19 protein-coding genes are annotated in these 17,535 nt (G+C 37.0%); 1 reads left to right on the forward strand and 18 read right to left on the reverse strand.

Annotated features, from left to right (window positions below; genetic code table 11):
- Positions 1 to 10 precede the first annotated feature (10 nt).
- The 17 genes from yidC to A6B45_RS08460 form a co-directional block, all read right to left on the reverse strand.
- Positions 11 to 934, reverse strand: a complete 924-nt coding sequence (yidC, locus tag A6B45_RS08380; protein WP_072614157.1) for a membrane protein insertase YidC — start codon at positions 932 to 934, stop codon at positions 11 to 13.
- A gap of 71 nt (positions 935 to 1,005) precedes the next feature.
- Complete coding sequence (locus A6B45_RS08385) at positions 1,006 to 1,278, reverse strand: acylphosphatase (protein WP_072614158.1); 273 nt, start codon at positions 1,276 to 1,278, stop codon at positions 1,006 to 1,008.
- Positions 1,265 to 2,365: a sensor histidine kinase gene (locus A6B45_RS08390; RefSeq protein WP_072614159.1), complete on the reverse strand. Its 1,101-nt coding sequence runs from the start codon at positions 2,363 to 2,365 to the stop codon at positions 1,265 to 1,267. The genes A6B45_RS08385 and A6B45_RS08390 overlap by 14 nt, the downstream gene beginning before the upstream one ends.
- 12 nt (positions 2,366 to 2,377) lie before the next feature.
- Complete coding sequence (locus tag A6B45_RS08395) at positions 2,378 to 3,067, reverse strand: response regulator transcription factor (RefSeq protein WP_072614160.1); 690 nt, start codon at positions 3,065 to 3,067, stop codon at positions 2,378 to 2,380.
- A gap of 96 nt (positions 3,068 to 3,163) precedes the next feature.
- The gene (locus tag A6B45_RS08400; protein ID WP_072614161.1) at positions 3,164 to 3,709 is read right to left on the reverse strand and encodes a YceD family protein; all 546 of its coding nucleotides are present in this window, start codon (positions 3,707 to 3,709) and stop codon (positions 3,164 to 3,166) included.
- A 1-nt stretch (position 3,710) separates the two neighbouring features.
- The gene (locus tag A6B45_RS08405) at positions 3,711 to 4,883 is read right to left on the reverse strand and encodes a nucleotidyltransferase (RefSeq protein WP_072614162.1); all 1,173 of its coding nucleotides are present in this window, start codon (positions 4,881 to 4,883) and stop codon (positions 3,711 to 3,713) included.
- Positions 4,883 to 5,635, reverse strand: a complete 753-nt coding sequence (locus A6B45_RS08410) for a class I SAM-dependent DNA methyltransferase (protein ID WP_072614163.1) — start codon at positions 5,633 to 5,635, stop codon at positions 4,883 to 4,885. The genes A6B45_RS08405 and A6B45_RS08410 overlap by 1 nt, the downstream gene beginning before the upstream one ends.
- An 87-nt stretch (positions 5,636 to 5,722) precedes the next feature.
- Positions 5,723 to 6,097 (reverse strand): ribosome silencing factor, encoded by a 375-nt coding sequence (gene rsfS, locus A6B45_RS08415; RefSeq protein WP_072614164.1) that lies wholly within the window; start codon positions 6,095 to 6,097, stop codon positions 5,723 to 5,725.
- 3 nt (positions 6,098 to 6,100) lie between these two features.
- Positions 6,101 to 6,685 (reverse strand): bis(5'-nucleosyl)-tetraphosphatase (symmetrical) YqeK, encoded by a 585-nt coding sequence (gene yqeK / locus A6B45_RS08420; RefSeq protein ID WP_072614165.1) that lies wholly within the window; start codon positions 6,683 to 6,685, stop codon positions 6,101 to 6,103.
- Positions 6,678 to 7,316 carry a nicotinate-nucleotide adenylyltransferase gene (locus tag A6B45_RS08425; protein ID WP_025268453.1) on the reverse strand — a complete coding sequence of 213 codons (639 nt, stop codon included), beginning with the start codon at positions 7,314 to 7,316 and terminating at the stop codon, positions 6,678 to 6,680. Before A6B45_RS08425 ends, yqeK begins: the two co-directional genes overlap by 8 nt.
- 10 nt (positions 7,317 to 7,326) lie before the next feature.
- Positions 7,327 to 7,638 (reverse strand): ribosome assembly RNA-binding protein YhbY, encoded by a 312-nt coding sequence (gene yhbY, locus A6B45_RS08430; protein WP_002815764.1) that lies wholly within the window; start codon positions 7,636 to 7,638, stop codon positions 7,327 to 7,329.
- Entirely contained in the window at positions 7,638 to 8,777 is a 1,140-nt protein-coding gene (gene yqeH, locus A6B45_RS08435) for a ribosome biogenesis GTPase YqeH (protein WP_072614166.1), read from the reverse strand. Before yqeH ends, yhbY begins: the two co-directional genes overlap by 1 nt.
- On the reverse strand, positions 8,767 to 9,303 hold the full coding sequence (locus tag A6B45_RS08440; RefSeq protein WP_072614167.1) for a YqeG family HAD IIIA-type phosphatase: 537 nt from the start codon (positions 9,301 to 9,303) through the stop codon (positions 8,767 to 8,769). Before A6B45_RS08440 ends, yqeH begins: the two co-directional genes overlap by 11 nt.
- A 74-nt stretch (positions 9,304 to 9,377) precedes the next feature.
- Positions 9,378 to 10,049: an aggregation-promoting factor C-terminal-like domain-containing protein gene (locus A6B45_RS08445; RefSeq protein ID WP_072614168.1), complete on the reverse strand. Its 672-nt coding sequence runs from the start codon at positions 10,047 to 10,049 to the stop codon at positions 9,378 to 9,380.
- Between the two features lie 106 nt (positions 10,050 to 10,155).
- On the reverse strand, positions 10,156 to 10,659 hold the full coding sequence (locus tag A6B45_RS08450) for a YagU family protein (protein WP_072614169.1): 504 nt from the start codon (positions 10,657 to 10,659) through the stop codon (positions 10,156 to 10,158).
- 106 nt (positions 10,660 to 10,765) lie between these two features.
- Positions 10,766 to 11,416 carry an NAD(P)-dependent oxidoreductase gene (locus A6B45_RS08455; RefSeq protein WP_072614170.1) on the reverse strand — a complete coding sequence of 217 codons (651 nt, stop codon included), beginning with the start codon at positions 11,414 to 11,416 and terminating at the stop codon, positions 10,766 to 10,768.
- Between the two features lie 24 nt (positions 11,417 to 11,440).
- On the reverse strand, positions 11,441 to 12,046 hold the full coding sequence (locus A6B45_RS08460; RefSeq protein WP_072614171.1) for a nitroreductase family protein: 606 nt from the start codon (positions 12,044 to 12,046) through the stop codon (positions 11,441 to 11,443).
- A 138-nt stretch (positions 12,047 to 12,184) separates the two neighbouring features.
- Between A6B45_RS08460 and A6B45_RS08465 the strand changes: the two genes are divergently transcribed.
- Entirely contained in the window at positions 12,185 to 12,604 is a 420-nt protein-coding gene (locus A6B45_RS08465) for an Rrf2 family transcriptional regulator (RefSeq protein WP_072614172.1), read from the forward strand.
- Positions 12,605 to 12,660: 56 nt separating this feature from the next.
- Here the strand turns inward: A6B45_RS08465 and A6B45_RS08470 are convergent, their stop codons facing one another.
- On the reverse strand, positions 12,661 to 17,238 hold the full coding sequence (locus A6B45_RS08470; protein WP_072614173.1) for a glycoside hydrolase family 70 protein: 4,578 nt from the start codon (positions 17,236 to 17,238) through the stop codon (positions 12,661 to 12,663).
- Positions 17,239 to 17,535 lie beyond the last annotated feature (297 nt).

A 17,535-nucleotide genomic window follows, 5' to 3' on the forward strand; every position in this document is an offset into this window, starting at 1 on the left:
ATTGACGTACTTACTTCGACCGCTGTTGCTTCCCAGCATTGCGATTCTTTTTGTTTTGATTTTTTACAACGTTTGGCGCATCAGTGACTTTTGTTTTTCCTGCATTGGCATTTGGTACTTTAATATCTTCAGCCATTAAATCATCAGCAGTCTTTTGAATTTTAAATTCAGCTGTAACGCGTTTTTCTAAACCAGGACGTTGGTAGTGTTGAATTAATGTCTGGATTAAAGCGAATATACCGCCGATAACGAAGTATAGGCCAATAGCACCACTTGCAATCATAGCAAAAACAAAAATCATTACAGGACTAACAAACATCATTGCAGCTGATGTCTTACGTTGTTCCTCAGGCATATGTTGCATCATTAACCAAGCTTGAATCAGATAAATAATACCGGCAACGATAGCAAAAACTAATTGCGGTTTCCCAAGGTCAAATCCTAAGAAGGATGTCCCCTGTAAAGCTGGTGCATGCAAAATAGCAGAATATAATCCTGAGAAAATAGGCAATTGCATCGCCATTGTCAAAAATGAAATGCCACCAATAACACTGACATCATTTTCTCGATATAATGACATCATCGCCATACTAGCTTTTTGTTGTTCTTCTGTCGTCGCTGCCTTACGAGATAAAGTTTGTAATTTATCAATTTCCGGCTTCAACTTCTGCATTTTAATTTGGTTGACAGTTGTATTAACTTGTTGATTCAAGAAAAACGGTAACAAAATCAAGCGGAAAATTGCAGTTATAATGATAATTGCCCATCCAATACCGTTAACACCACCGATAAAATGAGCGATATTCGTCATTAATTCAGCCAATGGCTGACCAATCCAACGATACATTCTACTGTGTTGATTATAACCACCAGTAAGCAAAATAATATCAAAAATAACAAACGCAAACGTCAGAACGCGTTTTAATTGTTTCATAATCAGGGTTTCTCCTTGAAAATCATGTTAAAAAAATTGCGCACAATTACAAGATACTATTATAGCAAGAATCATCCACGAATAGCAAAGTCATTTGCCTCAAACAATGGAATATTTGTTGTGATAACTTTGTCAACACGACTATAAAAGCCAGGCCCCTTCTCAAGCACTGACAAAAAATCTGTTAAATCACTTTGTGAACCCTGAGCTTGCATTTTAACAGAACCGTCTGTTTGGTTACTTACCCAGCCAACAATATTGTGTTCCTGTGCAGCTCGTTGTGCAAACCACCGGAAACCAACACCTTGTACTAAACCAAAAACATCAACTTCAATTGCTTTCATTTTTTTCCTCAACATACAAAGGCAAATACACTGTGAAAATTGACCCTGACCCTTCTGCACTTTCTAATGCAATTGTACCACCGTAAGCCTCTACCAAACGTTGCGCAATACTTAGCCCCAGCCCAGTTCCACCTTTAGCTCGTGATCTCGCCTTATCAACGCGATAAAAGCGATCAAAGACACGTTTTGCGTCTTCTGGTGTCAATCCTTCACCAAAGTCTTGTACGCCAATTTCAACACGATTTGCTGTCTGTGACAAGGCAAAATGAATTTCATGACGATCTAGAGAATACTTTACAGCATTATCGGCTAGAATAATCAAAATTTGTTCCATATGATCTTGACGAATCTTAACCCTTGCCTTTGTTGATAAATCATCATCTAAGGTAAAAGAAAAGTCAGGATGTATCATTTTAAAGTTGTCATAAACACGATTCATTGTACCGCCAACATCAGTAATTTCTTTCACATTGTCAACTGGAATTTGCTCCGCACGTGTTAAATTGAGCATTTCGTTAATTAGTGTCTCCATTCGTTGTACTTCTGCCAGCGAGGATTTGATTGAATCTTCCAAAACCTCTGGATCATCTTTACCCCAGCGATTCAGAAGTTCCATGTGGCCTTTCACGATTGTTACCGGTGTACGGAGTTCATGGGACACATCTGAAACAAATTGCTGCTGCGCACTAATTAATGCTTGTAGACGATCAATTGTGCGATTTAAAATACGTGTTAAATCAGAAAACTCATCATTTGCACCAACTTCACTGGCACGTACTTCTGTCATCGGATCATCTTCAAAAGCTTCAATGGTGGTTTCAATTAATCGGACCGGCCTTAAAATTACTTTAGTTAAGATAAGTGCAAATATAAATATTGCCAAACCACCAAAAGCAATAATAACCCACAACCAAAAAATAACTTCATTCGGCAGCACACCATAGTGATGTTTGATCAACCCAGAAAGCAATAAAGCAAATACTATAAATATAACAAAAAAGCCGGACGCCATTCCAAGTGCTAACTGCCAGCGCAGTGAGAATCGGCGTACAGCTTTTTTAGTTGTTTCTTTTTCATTATTGTCCATAATTAATCAGATTTAGCTGCGCATCACGTAGCCAGTACCACGTACTGTTTGGATATATGATGCTTTACTTTCAGGATCATCAATCTTATTACGCAAATAACGAATATACACATCAACAACATTCGTTTCTACTTCAGAATCAAAGCCCCAAACTTCTTTCAATAATTGCTCACGAGATTGAACCACATTAATATTTTCTACTAATGTTAAAAGCAAGTCGTATTCACGCTTTGTCAAATTAATAATTTGATCATCGCGGCGTGCAATACGATTTTCCTTTTCAATACGGAGATCTTTGAAGTTAATAATTGAACGATGCTTATCGTTTGTTTCTGTCTCAATTGCAATACGGCGCAAAAGTGAACGAATACGAGCCAATAATTCCTCAATTGCAAATGGCTTTACCAAATAATCATCAGCACCATAATCTAATCCAGAAACACGATCAATCACTGAATCACGCGCTGTCATCATGATGATTGGTGTTTTTTTAACTTCACGCAATCGACGTGCAATTTCCAAACCATTTAGTTCAGGCAACATCAAATCGAGCAAAATAACATCATAATCATTTTCTAATGCTAAATCTAGCCCAGAACGACCATCATTCACCGTTTCAGCTTCATATCCTTCATGTTTAAGCTCAAGACCAACAAACTTTGCCAAGTTTTCTTCATCTTCAACAATCAATACTTTACTCATTTTTTGTCCTCAATGTTTTAAATCGGCAGAAGCCGAGTCTATTTGTATTACTTCCCTTTATTTTAGAGCATTTGTTTAACTCTTGCAAGTGTTTTCTCATTCTTTGAAAAAATCGTCTAATTTTGACAATCGCGGGTCAATTTCGGGTTCGTCTTCTATCATTTTCTCATTTTCATAAGCTTCTTGACTGATAACATGCCAATCTTTTCCGGAGGGTAAACTATCACCGGCCTCTTCCTCGGGCGTTAAAATTTGTAAAGGCAAAGTTGCTATAATATTATCCAAAATAGCATCGTCCACATTTAAAGAATCATTCTCAAGCACAAAAACAGCATCGGTTTCTTCAAAATCCTTGAGACGATTTTCATCCTCAATATATAATTCAGAAAATGCTAAATTAATTGGCACAATCACAGGGTCTAATGACCGTGAAGATGGCACTGTGATATTTCCTAGAACATTCACATCTAGAGTGATATCATCATTATCTAAATAGCTAATGCTCCCCGTAACCTCAAGGGGCGATAGCGCTAAGACAGTTTCTGAAAAACGTTTTTTAGCTTGTTCCTCCAAATTCAATGTTTCTTCGATAACTAACGGACTTTGACGGTATTTTAATAATTGATTTTTTGCATATTTCATACTATTTCTCCCAATATAATGGCATTCGTGTCACATCTTGTGTCGGCGCGCCTTCATTTGCCAGTAATTGCCACACTTTACCAGCTTTATAATCTAAGCGCAAATTACTTTTAGCCAAACTTGAATCAACTTTACTGAAAAGAGGCAATGTTACTTGTTTTTTAATTTCATTTAAGTATTGCTGCCCCGTTGAAGTAAATCCTAAAATACGCAAGTATGGGTCCTGCATAGCCGCTTGCATCTGGTCTACCTTAATATTAAGCAAAGTATATAATAATGTGCGCTGTATTCGAGTAAACGTATAACGTTTAGATTTGGTCGATTTAATAAAGCTTTGATAGCTTTGTGGACCAGAATCATCTAAAGCTGTTTTAGCAAAACGATGCTCCAACCCCTCGGCCATTTGATAAATTTGGCCAAGTTGCCCAACTGTATCTGTTGTTAACCGGTACTTCAGCATTGACCAGAATTTACTTTCGAAATCAATTGTATTGGCAGCAGTAGCTAATGCTACTTTAGTCGCTTCAGGCACCACATTTTTGATTTTTTCAGTTTTTCCCTTGTGTAAAGCTAAACGAATAGATGACGCTGAGGCAATCGATTGTTTGTCTGTAAAGTTGTCATCATGATAATTTGCTTCAGCGCGCTGAATAGGTATAATGCCAATGTTAGCCTGTTGGTTTAGAATAGCACTAGCATAACCAAGCGCTAGAATATCATTAGGCTCTTCCAGTTTAAAGCTAGTTTCAGCCTCTAATTGTTTGGCATACGCACTAGCAAAGGTTTGCGTATGATTCTTAAATTCTTGTCCTTCTTCAATTGTTGGTGCTTGTTTAGCTATGGATAGAAAATCTACCTCTGGATGCTCACTGCCAAATACAATATTATCGACACCAAGAGCAGATAATAATTGAATCGCTCCATCAGCAAAAATATGACTTGGTTGCACTGCAAAAAAAGTGGGTAACTCAATGACTAAATCCACACCATTTTCCAAAGCCATTTGTGTTCTTTGCCATTTGTCAAATAAGGCTGGTTCACCACGTTGCACAAAGTTACCAGACATAACAGCTACAACTACATCCGCACCAGTTAATTTCTTGGCTTGTTGAATATGATAAATATGACCATTATGAAATGGATTGTATTCCGTTATTATTCCGACTGCTTGCATTATTTCACCGCCCTAAAAAACCAACGTTCTGTGCTTTCAACAATATCATTTTGTCCAAAATTAGCAAAAACTTCAATATCATGAAAACCAGCATTTTTTAAGGTTTCTTGATAAGTTTTTAAATCATAGGTTTGCTCATGATGAATTTCGCGCATAATCTTAAAAGCGTCAATTGCCCCATCATACACAAAAAATTTTAAGTCATGATCAACACTATTCTCTTGCTCACCTGGATAACTAGTCCACATAAAAATGTTTTCATCGTCGTCATCATTATTGTAGTAATAATTATCGTACAATACATTCACTTGATAAGGTGTTATCACATCAAATAAAAACTGTCCACCCACTGCTAAATGATCATACACTTGTTGAATAGCTAATTTAAAATCAGATAAATTTGGTAAATAATTTAAAGCATCCGCAAAACTAACAATGATAGGATATTCCTTTTTCCAATCAGAAAAATCACGCATGTCAGCTTGCAATAAAGCTAAGTCAACGTTTGCATCATTAGCATGTTTTTGTGCCAATGACAGCATTTCTGGTGACAAGTCTAGCACATCAACAGTGTAGCCAAGCTGTGCTAATAAAACTGCTAATCGTCCAGCACCTCCACCTAAATCCATAATAGATGTAGCTTTACTACTTTTTGTTACGAAATCAACCCACTCTTGATATAATTCCGAATCAAACAGTTGGTCATATTTTTCCGCAAATGTGGAGTAATTGTTATTTATTTCATTATTCATAATTTTAATTTTAACATGGTGTCGGTCTGAACGGTTATATTATTATTCTTACAAACTAAAAAATCGAGACAGTGGCCTCGATTTTGCTTAGTTTTCTGTTAATAAATTATCAAGATTAACATAGGGGGCATCATTCCACAAACGTTCTAGATTGTAAAAATCGCGACCTTCTGTGGAGAATATGTGGACGATAACATCCCCTAAGTCCATAAGAACCCATTCCCCTGCTTGGAACCCTTCCATAAAACGAACTGATCCGCCCGCTTCTTGTATTTTATCTTTAACTTCTGTAGCAATAGCTTGCACCTGTCGTGTAGACGCAGCGTCTGCAATAACGAAGTAATCTGCCATTAAGCTCACTTCACGCATATCAAGTGCAACAATATTATTTGCTTTCTTGTTATCAACCGCTTGCACGGCCGTGTTTAAAGTTTCTTGTGTATCTAATGCTGTTATTGTCATATTTTATTTTTCTTTCTTGACCCAATAATTGTATGTTTCGAGTGATTTTGGATAAATAGGTGTTTCTTTCTGGATTAAGCGTGCTAAAGTATGAACAATTTGATATTTAACACCCTGTGCTAAACTTTGGTCAGTAATTGTGCGGGCTTCCTCTACCCCCTTGAAATCACGACCTAATTCTAAATAATCTGCCATAAATATAATTTGTGACAACTTATTCATACTAGCGCCCGCACCTGTTGTGTGCTGACGGACAGCAGTTAATATATCTTCATCAACAATTCCTAGCTCGTTACGAATCATCTCCGCTCCAACAATACCATGCCAGACATAATTTCCCCAGTTAATTAAATCTGGATCCATATGCTGGGCTTTAATAACCTTTATAAAATCATTATCTGATCGCTCTTTGGCATAATCGTGCACCAAAGCAGCAACTTCCGCCTTGTCAACATCAACATCATTAGCCTCGGCCAATTTCACTGCATAGTCTCGTACACGCAAAACATGCTGGTAACGATAATCAGATAATTTTTCGGAAATTTTTGCTTCTAAATCAGTAATTGTACCATTAAAATACTTAGTCATATAAACCTCTATACAAATCGTACTCTCGAATAAATAGTGCTTCTCGTTCTGGCACCAAATAATTAATACTCTGATTCATACGGATTCGCGTCCGCACTTCTGAGGCGCTGACGCTAATGTTTGGAACATCAAACCATAGCACTGGATAATCGGACGTTGTCTCTTGCCCAGAATGGACACCTGCAGCAAACGTAACAATTTGACTTAACTCATCAATGTGATCCCAAGTGGGTAACTTTCTAACTGTATTTGCACCCATGATAAAATAATATTCATTTTCTGGATGCGTATCCACAAGCTCTTTCATTGATTGGTAAGTATGAGATTCACCGCCATTACGGATTTCCAATAATTCAAGTTCAAAAAAAGGATTATCCAAAATTGCCATGTGAACCAATTGCATTCGATAAGACGGTTCAATTGCGCTAGCATGAGTAGCATCAACCGGCTGTGCATTAGGCATCCAGTAAACTTTTTCAAGTCCAAGCTGTTTCCCAACACATTCTGCTAGAATCAATTGCCCAACGTGCGGTGGATTAAAGGTACCACCAAAAATTCCAATACGATGTTTGGTCTCACTTGGTTCTAGTTCTAATTGATGTTTTAGTGCAGTTGTTGATGTTCCAATCATAGCCATCTCCTCAGATTTTTGCTAGATCTAACGAAATTTTCTTATATTTGTCTTCTTTTGCTGGTAAATACAGGACAACCGTACGACCAATTGTCTGTGCAACCGTAATATCTGAATGAGCTTCGATAAAATCAGCCACTTCTTTTGCTGTTTCGTCAGCACTTTGCTGCAAACTAATTTTGACTAGCTCTCTTTTAGCCAATGCCAGAACAATTTCATCAACCCAATTCTGAGTCAATCCATTTTTCCCAACTGAAAAAATTGGCGATAAAGTGTTTGCTTGTGAACGTAAATAACGTTTTTGTTTTCCTGTTAATTGCATTAAATCATTGCCTTTCGAATGAGGACGCTGACGCCCTTTGGTGCCCAACCAGCCACTTTTATACCAGCCGGTACGCTAATCCAACCTAAACCTGAAAACACAATGTCACTGTCTTCAGTAATGCTGAATTCGTGTTTAATTAGATTTTGTGGTTGACTTGGTGCTGGTACTAGCAGCCCACCTGCATGCTGTTCATAAAAATCATCCGCACCAATAAGCTTCGTGCGGTGTAAATTCAAGTTATTTTCAAAATAAGCCGTTATAGCACTACGCGCACCACTGATAAAATCAAAACGTGCCAGACCGCCAATAAAAATTGTTTGTTCTGGATTCAATTGATATGTCCGTGGCTTAATTTCATTTTTTGGTAGTGCAAACTTTAAGTCCTTATCGGTTAGCACATGAGCCATCTGATCGCGCTTAATAATTCCTGGTGTGTCAATTAGTTGCTGACCATCTTCCAGTGGAATTTCAATTCGATCAAGTGTGGTCCCTGGAAATCTTGATGTAGTAATCAAATTTTGAATACCTGTGCGAGACTTGATAATTTGATTGATTAATGTTGATTTACCAACATTAGTAACCCCAACGACGAAGACATCGCGTCCGTCACGCAAATCATCGATGGTACCCAATAAGTCATCTAAATTTTTGGGACGGGTCGCAGATGTCAAAAAGACGTCGACGGGTTGAATCCCCTGTGCTTTCAATTCAGCGCGTAGCCAGTTTTTCAAACGATTCTTATTTAATAGCTTAGGCAATAAATCAACCTTGTTAGCTACTACTAAAATAGGATTATCTTTTCCAACAAAGCGAGGTAATCCAGAAATTGCTGAACCAGTTACATCAAACACATCAATAACATAAACAATCAATGCCTTGGTATCTGAGATTTGATGGAGCAAATTAGCAAAATCATCATCAGTAAGCTCTACTGGCTGAATTTCGTTATAGTGACGTAAACGAAAACAACGTTGACAAAATAATTCTTCACTACTAATAGATTTTTTGAGGGCACTCATTGGCAAATAGCCAACCTTGTTTTTGTCTTCAACTTGCATCAAAGCTCCGCAACCAATGCAGCGCAATCCTTCATTTAATTGTTCTTGAACGTATTCGTCAGTAATTTCAGTTGTCACGTAATGTTTTCTCCCATTTTAGGTGTGGATGTGCTTGAAACACAATTTTTTTTACATATTTTTCAATTCTACGGTTTAACCATGTTTGCCACATATCTGATTCAATGAGGCGTTGTACAAGTACGCTACGTACTCCCGCACCGTGTGCTGCCCAAATATCAGTCAACATTTGGTCTCCCACCATAATGACTTCTTCACGCTTCAGATGATGCGTACGTAATACGTGCAAAATACCGCGCGGCATTGGCTTTAACGACCAAGAAACAAACTTGACATTCAATGGTTTAACTGCTTTTTCGACGCGTTTCGTAGTATTATTAGAAACCACGATTAATTCAATACCACCATCCCGTAAATCTTGTAACCACTGCTTTAATTCAGGCGTTCCGTCTGGGTTGTTCCACGCTAACAATGTATTATCTAAATCCGCGAGTACGGTTTTAATACCACGCGCTTTCAAATCTTCGACAGTTAAATCGTAAATTCGTTCAACCATATATGTTGGTGTAAAGTGTTCTAAGCGCATTATATCCCATCGTCCGTTTATTTTATTCTTTTCTATTATAACAAAAAAACACGTAAGCCGTGTTACGTGTTTGACTAATACCAATTATTAACTTGCCAATGAGCAATAGCATTAGCAACAGTTCCGTAGCGAGCAGAGATATACTTCTGCATTGCTTCTAACTGGACTGCATAATTACCATGATAATCTTTCCCTGGAACATATTGCGCGTAGTAATTTTCAGACAACTGACCGATACCATAGTATGCACCGTTTTGAGCATTGACGTTTCCGCCGCTTTCATGTTGGATTAACCACTGTATGTCCGATGATACAACCGGTGTTTCTGTTACGGCTGTTGTATTCTGTGTTGACTGATTACTTTCTGCAACGACCTGTGTTGGTTGCGTCTCATTCACTGTAGCAGCTGTTTTTGATCCTTCGGCTGTCGCTGTTTCAGAAGATACACTAGTTACTTGCGCTGTATCTGTAGCCTTTTCTTGTGCTTCACTTGGTTGTGAATTCGCTTTAACTTCATTGTTTTCACTAGAAGTTGCTACTTTTTTAGGTATTGCTTCAACTTTAGTAAGCTTAACATCCGTAAATGATGAAATGGCAGAACTAACTGCTTTGACATTCACGGTTTGATTCATAGTAGCGGCTTCAGCAGGCTGGTTTTCTGTTTCAAGTTGCGTTCCCAAAGCAACTAAAGATAAACCAGTCAATAGGGCACTCATTATTATTATTCTCTTCATCATGTAATCCATTGTGCCGTCAAAATATTACATTAATATTACAAATAATGATAAAAACGTGGTCTAAAAATACTTAATATACAAAACTTTGATAAGCGTTTAACTAAATGTGTAATATTTAGTAATTTGGCAACCAATTAGTTATCACAATCAACGCAACCATTATTAAATACATTGACCAAGCCCATACAATGTGACCAAAAAATTCAGAGAAGTGTTCTGAAAACGGTTGTTTTAAAGCGGATGGAATGGTTTTCGTAGCTGGTAAAACAATAATATGGAAAATGATCCAAATCACAACACCGTACACACTACCTTGTCCAAATGTAACAATTGGGAAATATTGATCAAGCAAAACTAACAATACACCGAAGACAATCGAGAAAGAAAAGTGCATGATGAGCGCTACATAGTGCACTTTTTGATCAGTAGCATAATAAAAATAGGCGTGTGTCCATTTTCGTGGTATACCCATTTGTTGCAGCAACCGCTGTGGCGGATTAGTTTCATCACGTTCTTGTGTTCTTGGTGGCAAAATCGCTTCCCAGCCGATTTTAACCATTCCAGAAATAACCCCTGCAATCGTTCCAATTACAATGATAGCCAACAAAAAATTCAACATAAATTTCTCCCTTACCAACTAAAATAATACACTTTTTATACTACACGTTATTTTTATATTACAAAAGAGCAACTCTCATAAAGAGGTCGCTCTATTGTTCAAAATATTAAGCGTTAACCACTGTGAAACGCTTTTTTTCAGCACTTGGTTTAATAATTTCTGACACAATTGCTTTGGCCATCGTACCACTGTTTGTAACGGATTCGTTATCTTCACCAAAAAGCAGATAGTCTGTTCCTAACTTATATTGGGTTGCTTTGCCTGCTTGGAAAGTAATACCAGGTGATACACCAGTCCAATTGACATTATCAATATTTCGTAAAAACTCTAGTTCTTTTTTCTGATTATCTGGTATTGATACCCAAGAGGCAGCATCCGGCAATTTTTTTAAATCCTCTAACAATAGGTGGTTATCATCCCCAGTTATCAAGCTACCTGCACCTAAAATAAAGATTAAACGTGGAACAGTTGTTTCTCGGAGCAGCTTAATAAGATAGGCTGCCAAATCAATATGTTGATACGCCAGCGCGGGAACTGTAGCAAATGCATTAATAATTACATCAAACTGTAACAATTCTTCTTTAGTCAATGCAAACGCATCTTTTTCCAAGACTTTTGCGTCCTGACCAAGTGTTTTATGCGCTTTGGCGGTAGATCTGACAATTGCGGTAACATCAAATTCTTGATCGACAGCTTCTTGATACACTGCAGAACCGGCCATACCTGTTGCGCCAATAACGCCAATTTTAATCGCCATGTTTACCTTCTTTCTGGGTACTAATTATTTAAAGATCTTAAAGCGGGCATCATCCGTCATGTATTCTTTAGTACCCGCTGTTGCTTCAATTGATCCAAATGGCATCTGACTACGTAAGTTCCATGATTTAGGTATATCAAATGCTGTATGTACGTCGTCATCTATTAAAGGATTATAGTGTTGCAGGCTAGCACCAATTTCATTTGCTGCTAGGGCTTGCCAAACATTAATCTGAGCCATACCATTTGCTTGATCAGCCCAAATTGGAAAGTTTTCCGCATATAAAGAAAGCTGTTCTTGATATTGCTGAACAATATCATCATCCGTGAAGAACAGGATTGTCCCAACGCCAGCCTTGAAACTATCAACTTTTTGACGAGTTGCTTTGTAACTTTCTTCATCAGGAACTTCTGACTTTAATCTTTCAGCAACTATTTCCCATAATTTGTCGGATGATTCCCCAAATAAAATAGCAGCTCTGACCGTTTGGTTGTTAAAAGAACTTGGTGATTCTTTAATTGCTGACTGAATTAATTCGGCAATGTCCTCATTGTTATCAGATACATTCTTGCCTAATGAATAAATCGATCGCCTTTTCTTAATTGTTTCAATGTAATCTTGATTAACCATGTGTGACACCTCTTTCATTTTGTAGTATACTTTTAATTATAGACTGTAACAATATTTGTTACAGGTAAATCATACTACGGATAATGAAAATTTGTCAAGAAAAAAATATCGAAAAGATACTAGAAAGTGAACATACCCATGAAATACTCTACTAAGTTAAGCGATGCTATACATATTCTAACTTATATCGTCATTAATCAAGGTACCGACCTGTCAAGCACGCAAATTGCTAAGAGTGTCAACTCTAACCCTGTGGTTATTCGACGAATTATGTCACAGCTCAAAAATGACGGTTGTTTATTATCAAGTAATGGACGCGCAGATCCAAAATTAGCTCGTCCAGCTGACACAATTAGTTTATTAGATATTTATCGCGCTGTGGAAGAAGACACCTCATTTCTCAAGATTGACACCAAAACAAATCAAAATTGTAATATCGGTCGTCACATTCAGACAACTTTGGATAAATACTATAATCAAGTACAAGAAGCTGCCGAAAAAGAAATGAATAAAATTAAATTAGCTGATATCATTAAGGAAATTCAAACAGACAATTAAATAAAAAAGCCAAAGGTCAAAATGACCCCTAGCTTCTCACTATATATACAGAAAGCTTATGCTGACACAGCATTTCCATTATTATCAAATTGGTAAACTTTTCCTTGAGCACTTATTAAAGCACTATCTTTTGTTTGAACACCAGTGACTTCATCAAAATGTTGTAAACTGTCGTCAACTGCTTTAAAACCTTTGATAAGTTGATAATTAGCATCTGTTAAATACCAATTACCTTGGTACTCGAAATAATCACTTTTTACAGCGATACCTTGTGTTGCATCGAAATAATAACTCAAGTTGGTATCTGGATCCATAACGATAGCATCTTTCACTTGTTCACCGTTTTGATCGAAGTACCTGAGTGCACCATCTTGCAATACAAATCCCGTTTTTGCACGACCGTTATCATCTAACAACATATACTTACCATTTGCTAATTGATAATACTGATTTGTGATCAAATTTCCTGTGTTATCGAAAGCATAGGTAATACCGTTAATCTTCTGAACACCAGTTACCAGGCGACCATCAGTAGCACTCGTATAGAAAGTATCACCATCTGCATCAATAAATTCACCTTTACTTTGATGACCATCATTATAGAAATATTGTTTTTTACCGTTAATTGTTTGGAAACCAGTGACAGCATGTCCACTACCGTCAAAATAGAACCATTGATTCTTACTGTTTTGCACATAACGTAGGATAGCTAAGTTACCACTACCTGGTTCAAAGTAATACTTATAACCATCAGTGCCAACCACAAACTTATCCTTAACCTGCACACCATTTTGATCAAAATACTGTTGATGTCCATCAATCATTGTAAATCCTGATTTAAGCATTACACCAGCATCATCAAAGTAATACGCATTTCCATTTTGATCAGTTATATATTGGTCAAAGACTTGATGACCCTTCTTATCGAAATAAACAGTTGTACCATCCTCGTTTTGTAAGAAGCTATTAACTAGTTCGATACCATTAGGTAAGAAGAAGTAAGTATGATTATTAATATTTTGCAAACCTGTTACTAGATGACCTGTTTTATCAAAATAGTAATAGTTATCATCATCATCTTGAATAAATGCATTTTGGGCACGATAACCACTTAATGTATAATAGATAATCCCTTTATCATCGTGTGTAAATCCAGTTTCTGATAAATCATTAGTTAACTGTTTTGGTAAGTAGTCACCATCCTCAGTGTTTGAAACGACCTTAAAGTACTTATTAGAACCCATATCTTTCAATACGTATCCAGCACCTTTACCCTGAATGTTAGAACCATTGAAGTACTTAGCCGCCCACTCAGTAATCTTTACACTGCCATCAATTGGAACACCAGTTGAGATTTGATTCACTTCAAATAGGGATGGATACAGCGCCTGTAACTCTTCTAAGAAGGCACCACCATACATCTCTTGATATTGTCCACCACCACGACTTTGTACAACATATAAGGCATTGTCAATATCAGAATCTGTATCGTCATCTCCAAATGAATTTGTTCTTGTGACTGTAGCCAATTCTTGCTCTGGCAAATTATAAATTTGATCTGGCACCCAATCGGCAATTGCTTGAATACCACTAGCATGTAAGGCTTTAATAGCATCGCGTAATTGATCAGCAGTTCCATATTTTGTCGGTGTGCCATAACCTAGGTCATAACGATCTGTGAATGCATAACCATTTTGAATAATTGAGTCTAAGAAACTTGTATCTGTACTTGAACGATATTGTGGTGCCAATTGGAAGCTTGTAACGCCCCATTGCTTAAATTGGTCCGCATTCTGAGCGATGACTACGTTTGTATATTCGCTGCTGTCTGTCGCAAATGCCTGGAAGTTTGAGAAACCTTCGTAGATGACCTGAGAATCAAGAGCAGCGTTTGAATGGAACACTTTATCACTCGTATTCGTTGTTGTATCAGAAGCTGTTCGTGCATCTTGATCTTGTTGCGCCCCAACCGGCACCCAAACAGCCAAATAACCAGAAACTTGGGGATTTTGTACACCATAAATTGAGTCACTAGTAAAAATCAAATCACCATTATCATCTGTGTATTCTACCGGCGCATTGTCATCAGTATCATAATAAGATAATCCATCGGCAGTTGTTGCCAGTAAAGGACGATACGCTTGATTTTTATGAGCTGCACCCATATGCAAGGTAACTGTATCGCCTTCATCTAACTGTAACGATGCATTGTTGCTTACAATGACACCAATACCCTCGGTTCTTGTTTCTGATGTGCCAGCATCAGTGACCGTCATCGCATCTTTACCATAACGAACGCTAGTTAGGACATCGTTATTATCAACTGACATTGATTGTCCACCAGCAACATATTGTATTCTAGCTTGTAGTAAAGTGTTAATTGCATCATAATATGGCGACTTAGTGGCCATGTATTGTCCATCATCTGTATATAAATCGCCATAATATACACGTGGCACTGTATCTTTATTAGTTAATAACATCGCATAAGCACTGGCCATATTATATTGTGTGTACTTTTTGTCTGCTAATTTTTCATCTTCATTATAAATTTTGAACGCTGCTTCCAATTGTTCTGCTGTTGGCGCTAAACTATTTTCAACATCAGGATACAAATCTGAAACAATTTGTGCAATAACTGTTTGCACTTCACTATCGTGGGCACGTACAAAACTATAGTTAGGAATTGCTTCGTTTTCTGTACTATCATTAGACCGATCAACCATATAATAATCTACAAAACGTTGCATTGTACCACGTATGTCAGATGATTTTGTCAATGACCAAATCAACTGCGTGTGCATATAATCATCCATTGTTAATTGATCACTGCCTTGATCCGTTACATACAAAGGATCGTTATGGCTCCAATCTTCCAAAATTGAAAGATGTTGGTTGGCAGTAGCATCGTTTTGATCAACACCGTAAGCTAGTTTGAAATAATCGGCAGCAATTTGTAACAAATCAGCATCGACATTATCCACCGCATCAACACGAATTCCGTCGAAATTAGCATCGGCATCATTCGCTGTAATCGTACCAAAATTCATTAAATAATATAACCAGTTTAATTGTTCTGCTTGTACTACGGGATTTGAGTTGTCAACATCATTTGCTAGTAATAATTCGAATCCGCCTTTTGAGTTATCTAAATCATAGGCTTGTTCACCGGTTTGGTTTGTAGGTGTGCGGTTGAGTAATCTAAAGTTCGAGTTAGCATCGGGTGTCAGCGGACTGTTAACATAAGTTAATGCGCCATTTTGTAAATGATCATTACTCATATCTTCACTAGTCTCATTCCACTGTGGTTGCGTAACAATGAAAGCCGCCATTGCATCCTTTAGCCATTCTGTACTTTGTTGCGCACTAATCTTCATTTCAATTGATTTTTGAACATAGTTACTGGCTTCATTTAATAAGCTTTGGCTATCCTCAGTTTCAAAACTGTCCGCATTACTAATGAATCCTAAATCGGCCATGTAGTTTAAATAATTGACCTGTGTTTTCTTATCTGGCCACCACACTGATAATATTGGCCTAAAATCAGTATCTGTAGAAGGTTCCCAGTCTGTTCCGTTACGTAAAATATCTGTTGGACGATACCATGAACTAGCTGTTAAATAGCCATCAATATTCTCAAAGTCCTCGGCATCCGTACCGTGGGCTGCATTATGTTCGCTATAATCCGTGTTTTGTGTCGTCAAACCTTCTTTTATTTCAGAAGTTGTGTTAGAAACTTCTTGTCCCGTGTTCTGATCAAATGTCATTATTTGACCATCAATCACACCAGAGAAACCTTTTTTTAGTTGACCAAGATTATCAAAATAATAATTTTTACCCCCAATATTCTTAATACCAGTAGCAGCGTGTCCTTTATCATCAAAGTAGTACGTTGTACCATTTTCAGATTGGTAATATTGATTAAAAATCTGTTGTCCTTCATCGTTAAAAGCAACTATCTTCCCATCAATACTTTGCAGCCCAATTAACTCATCACCTGAATCCTTATCAAAATAATATGTTTGATTATCAATTGTGACGTACTGTCCTTTGACTTGTTTACCATCCTCATCAAAATATTGAATATTGTTGTCTATTGTTGATAAACCTTTAGCATTTCTGCCATCATCAAAGTAGTAATACCAACTACCGTCTTTTTCAACGTACTTGCCGCTAACTTGCTGTACTTCTTCTGTAGTCTTTTCAGCAGAACCACTGTTAGTTGAAACGGCTACTGATTCGGAATTTTCGTTAGTATCATTGGTTGGAGCGACTTCATTTTGTTTGTTATCGACTTTGTCATTATCAAGCGTATGATCATCTGCCTGTTTTTCTGTCACATTGGTATCAGCAGATTGTGTTTTGTCGTTTGCAGCTGTTGTTGTTACATCGTCACTAGTAGCTGCAAGCTGTACTTTGTCATTTTCTTCTGTAACTGTAGTAGTATCCGTTGCATTATTTGAAGTAGATTGAACGTTATTAGCGCTCACCTCAGGCACACTGCTGTCTCCCAAAACACTTGGTGTTGCTAAAGCAAATGACGCGGTCAGTGCAAAAGTACAAACCCCACCAACTACCCAAATTTTCCCAACTTTATAAAGTTTTTTCCGCATTACTTTTTCTGTAAATGGCATAAGTTTTCTCCCTATAATATTCTCTTCTATTACATTGAAAAATTATAACTTAATTCATTTGTAAAAACAGTAAGATTTTCGATACATAATCGACATATTTTAAAAAAACATTGTAAAAACGGGCAATCAGAGAATTATATTAATATTACAAACATTAATTTTTTTATAAAAAAACATTGTTAACTTATCCGTTGATAAGTTAACAATGTTAATTATTATTAATTAGTCATTGATTTTATTGGATATAAAATAATAATAAAATAAAATAAACCCTCATAATGTAAATGATATATAAAA

Source organism: Leuconostoc suionicum, from assembly GCF_001891125.1.
Classification (GTDB): Bacteria; Bacillota; Bacilli; order Lactobacillales; family Lactobacillaceae; genus Leuconostoc; species Leuconostoc suionicum.

What these genes read in the sequence shown, in the direction of transcription:
- A6B45_RS08410 (WP_072614163.1), bottom strand. Translation starts at nt 5,635, where the DNA reads ATGAATAATGAAATAAATAACAATTACTCCACATTTGCGGAAAAATAT.
- A6B45_RS08385 (WP_072614158.1), bottom strand. Translation starts at nt 1,278, where the DNA reads ATGAAAGCAATTGAAGTTGATGTTTTTGGTTTAGTACAAGGTGTTGGT.
- A6B45_RS08450 (WP_072614169.1), bottom strand. Translation starts at nt 10,659, where the DNA reads ATGTTGAATTTTTTGTTGGCTATCATTGTAATTGGAACGATTGCAGGG.
- yhbY (WP_002815764.1), bottom strand. Translation starts at nt 7,638, where the DNA reads ATGCAATTAACAGGAAAACAAAAACGTTATTTACGTTCACAAGCAAAC.
- A6B45_RS08425 (WP_025268453.1), bottom strand. Translation starts at nt 7,316, where the DNA reads ATGATTGGAACATCAACAACTGCACTAAAACATCAATTAGAACTAGAA.
- rsfS (WP_072614164.1), bottom strand. Translation starts at nt 6,097, where the DNA reads ATGACAATAACAGCATTAGATACACAAGAAACTTTAAACACGGCCGTG.
- A6B45_RS08405 (WP_072614162.1), bottom strand. Translation starts at nt 4,883, where the DNA reads ATGCAAGCAGTCGGAATAATAACGGAATACAATCCATTTCATAATGGT.
- A6B45_RS08395 (WP_072614160.1), bottom strand. Translation starts at nt 3,067, where the DNA reads ATGAGTAAAGTATTGATTGTTGAAGATGAAGAAAACTTGGCAAAGTTT.
- yidC (WP_072614157.1), bottom strand. Translation starts at nt 934, where the DNA reads ATGAAACAATTAAAACGCGTTCTGACGTTTGCGTTTGTTATTTTTGAT.
- A6B45_RS08455 (WP_072614170.1), bottom strand. Translation starts at nt 11,416, where the DNA reads ATGGCGATTAAAATTGGCGTTATTGGCGCAACAGGTATGGCCGGTTCT.
- A6B45_RS08460 (WP_072614171.1), bottom strand. Translation starts at nt 12,046, where the DNA reads ATGGTTAATCAAGATTACATTGAAACAATTAAGAAAAGGCGATCGATT.
- A6B45_RS08445 (WP_072614168.1), bottom strand. Translation starts at nt 10,049, where the DNA reads ATGGATTACATGATGAAGAGAATAATAATAATGAGTGCCCTATTGACT.
- A6B45_RS08440 (WP_072614167.1), bottom strand. Translation starts at nt 9,303, where the DNA reads ATGCGCTTAGAACACTTTACACCAACATATATGGTTGAACGAATTTAC.
- A6B45_RS08470 (WP_072614173.1), bottom strand. Translation starts at nt 17,238, where the DNA reads ATGCCATTTACAGAAAAAGTAATGCGGAAAAAACTTTATAAAGTTGGG.
- A6B45_RS08390 (WP_072614159.1), bottom strand. Translation starts at nt 2,365, where the DNA reads ATGGACAATAATGAAAAAGAAACAACTAAAAAAGCTGTACGCCGATTC.
- A6B45_RS08400 (WP_072614161.1), bottom strand. Translation starts at nt 3,709, where the DNA reads ATGAAATATGCAAAAAATCAATTATTAAAATACCGTCAAAGTCCGTTA.
- A6B45_RS08465 (WP_072614172.1), top strand. Translation starts at nt 12,185, where the DNA reads ATGAAATACTCTACTAAGTTAAGCGATGCTATACATATTCTAACTTAT.
- yqeK (WP_072614165.1), bottom strand. Translation starts at nt 6,685, where the DNA reads ATGACTAAGTATTTTAATGGTACAATTACTGATTTAGAAGCAAAAATT.